Source organism: Sulfuricurvum sp. (assembly GCF_049305995.1).
Taxonomy (GTDB): domain Bacteria; phylum Campylobacterota; class Campylobacteria; order Campylobacterales; family Sulfurimonadaceae; genus Sulfuricurvum.
Window position 1 is genome coordinate 1 of sequence record NZ_JBAQPS010000043.1, and the last position, 2,635, is coordinate 2,635.

General features: G+C 49.4%; 4 protein-coding genes. All 4 read left to right on the forward strand.

Translation table 11 applies throughout. The features are described 5' to 3' along the window. The coding region (locus WA010_RS01360) for a ribonucleotide-diphosphate reductase subunit beta (RefSeq protein ID WP_422555383.1) at positions 1–507 on the forward strand (507 nt) is incomplete at its 5' end. After that, positions 494–1,228 (forward strand): nitrilase-related carbon-nitrogen hydrolase, encoded by a 735-nt coding sequence (locus WA010_RS01365; protein WP_422555384.1) that lies wholly within the window; start codon positions 494–496, stop codon positions 1,226–1,228. The genes WA010_RS01360 and WA010_RS01365, both read left to right, overlap by 14 nt. Next, entirely contained in the window at positions 1,225–1,872 is a 648-nt protein-coding gene (locus tag WA010_RS01370) for a protein-L-isoaspartate(D-aspartate) O-methyltransferase (RefSeq protein WP_422555385.1), read from the forward strand. The genes WA010_RS01365 and WA010_RS01370 overlap by 4 nt, the downstream gene beginning before the upstream one ends. Next, positions 1,869–2,635 (forward strand): RsmB/NOP family class I SAM-dependent RNA methyltransferase (locus WA010_RS01375; protein WP_422555386.1); only part of this gene is annotated, 767 nt, incomplete at its 3' end. The genes WA010_RS01370 and WA010_RS01375, both read left to right, overlap by 4 nt.

Genomic DNA, 2,635 nt, shown 5'->3' on the forward strand with positions numbered 1-2,635 from the left:
TTTGTCAAGGCGTGTTTTGCAAATCAAATTTTGGAGGGGATCTACTTTTACAGCGGATTTACCTACATCTACACGCTTGCTCGTTCGGGAAAAATGTTAGGTTCTGCTCAAATGATCCGCTTTATCCAGCGTGACGAAGTGACTCACCTCGTATTGTTCCAAAACATCATTAACACCCTCCGACGCGAAAGAGCGGATCTCTTTACCGAAGAGCTGCTCGAAGAGGTTTACGATATGTTCCGCAAAGCGGTAGAGCTCGAAGTGGCATGGGGTCAGTACATCACCCAAGGACAGATTTTGGGACTCACGAACGAAATCGTGGAACAATACATCAAACATCTCGCCGATAACCGTCTCACTGCGGTCGGGATGAAACCTCTTTACAATGTCTCTAACCCGATCAAATGGGTCGATGATTTCTCCAAGTTCAACGACCAAAAAACCAACTTCTTCGAGGGGACAGTAACCAACTATTCCAAAGGAAGCCTCAGCTTTGACGACTTCTAAAACCCGTCCGATCGTCTCACTGTGTTTTGAGACGAGTGAGGATTTTTTTCACAATCTTGACCGACTCACCACCCTCATCGACCAAGCTCCCGAAGATGCTATCATCGTCGCCCCCGAAGTGTGCTTGAGCGGTTTTGTCTATACTCGATTTGAAGAAGCATCCGCATTTACAATCTACGCTCTCGAAAAACTACGTGCATCCATCACAAATCGCCTACTCATCTTTACTGCAATTACAAAAGAGGGCGATGCGTTCTATAATATCGCCTATGCTCTACACAACACCGCAATAATCCATACCCAAGCCAAAGTAAAACTATTTGCACTCGGAGCCGAACACGAATATTTTAGTGCAGGAGAAGAGGGTGCTATAGCACCATTTCTCTTTGAGGGGATCACCATCGGCATCCTCATCTGCTTCGAACTTCGATTTAAGAACCTTTGGCAGAAGTTGGAGGGGTGCGATATTATCGCCATTCCCGCACAGTGGGGAAAACTACGCAGCGAACATTTTGTAACCCTCACCAACGCTCTCGCCATAATGAACCAGTGCTATGTACTCGCCTCCGACGCGGACAATGCCGATACCAGCGGAATGAGCGGAATCATCACCCCCTTTGGCGGCGAAATCCGCAACAGCGGTTCAGAAATACTAACATCCCATTACGAAAGCCGTACCGTAGAGTCCATGCGACGCTACCTCAACGTAGGAATAAAATGAGCATCGATAAAATAACCGCGATTAAAACCACTCGGATGGCAGAAGAGATCAGTAAAAAATTTCCGCTCCGTCCTGTGATTAAAAACGCCATCATCAATACCAATCGAGAGGTCTTTGTCCCACTGGCAATGCGTCACAATGCCTATCGTCTCGACGCTCTCCCCATCGGTGCACAGCAGTACATCTCCTCACCCCTGACGGTCGCAAAAATGACCCAATATCTAAGCCCTGAGGGATGCGACAGTGTCCTAGAGATCGGTTGCGGCAGCGGTTATCAAGCGGCGGTTCTCTCTCATGTTTTCCGCAGAGTATTCACCATCGAGCGGATCGAATCGCTATTACTCGAAGCCAAAGAGCGTTTTCGCCATCTACGACTGGGCAATATCCACACCCGTACCGATGACGGTCAAAACGGGTGGGAGCAATACGCTCCGTTTGATCGGATTTTATTCTCGGCATCGGCACGCGAAATCCCTCAAAAACTCTTTCATCAGCTTGCCGAGGGGGGGATTTTGATCGCCCCTATCGATAAAGGACGAGAACAAGTGATTACCCGTTTTACAAAGCAAGGCGGTGTCATCCACGAAGACACCCTCGAAGTGTGTGATTTCGTCCCAGTACTCAGTGGAGTGGTGCGCAAATGAGTCTCCCCGAAGCGTTTAGCGAACGTTTGGAGAAAATCGTTCCACCTGGAGAGTTTGATGCAATACTCAAAACCTTTGATGCACCCAAGCGGGTCACCTTTCGCTATAACCCCCTTAAAACAACCCCTGAAGCACTCGAAGCCGAACTAGAGAAAGAGGGGATCGTTTACGAGAGAGTAGGGTGGAATATCCTAGAGGGAGTGTATCGTATCAATCCCGAAGATAAACTCGCCCTCACTCAGACATCCGCATTCTACGAGGGGCGTCTCTATATCCAAAACCTCTCCTCGATGATTGCCCCCGTGTTGCTCGCTCCTCGCCCCGAAGAGACGGTACTCGATCTCGCCGCCGCACCGGGGGGAAAAACCCTCATGCTCGCAGGGATGATGGAGAACACCGGATGGCTCTCTGCGGTGGAGCTTCAGCGCGAGCGTTTTTTCCGCCTCTGCGATAATCTCAAATCCCAAGGGGTGACCAACGCCCACACTTACATGACCGACGGACGAAGTGTCGGTAAAAAATGCCCAGAGATGTTTGATCGCATTTTACTCGATGCCCCGTGTTCGTCCGAAGCACGCTTTAAAACCCATGAGCCAAAATCCATGAGCTACTGGAGCGTTCACAAAGTCAAAGAGACCTCAAAACTCCAACGCCGTTTGCTCCTCTCGGCATTCGATGCCCTCAAACCGGGTGGCAAATTGCTATATAGTACCTGCTCGTTCTCACCCGAAGAGAATGAAAGCCCTCTTCAGCACCTCTTAGA

Coding starts and splice junctions, on each gene's coding strand:
- WA010_RS01370 (WP_422555385.1), top strand. CDS start 1,225: ATGAGCATCGATAAAATAACCGCGATTAAAACCACTCGGATGGCAGAA.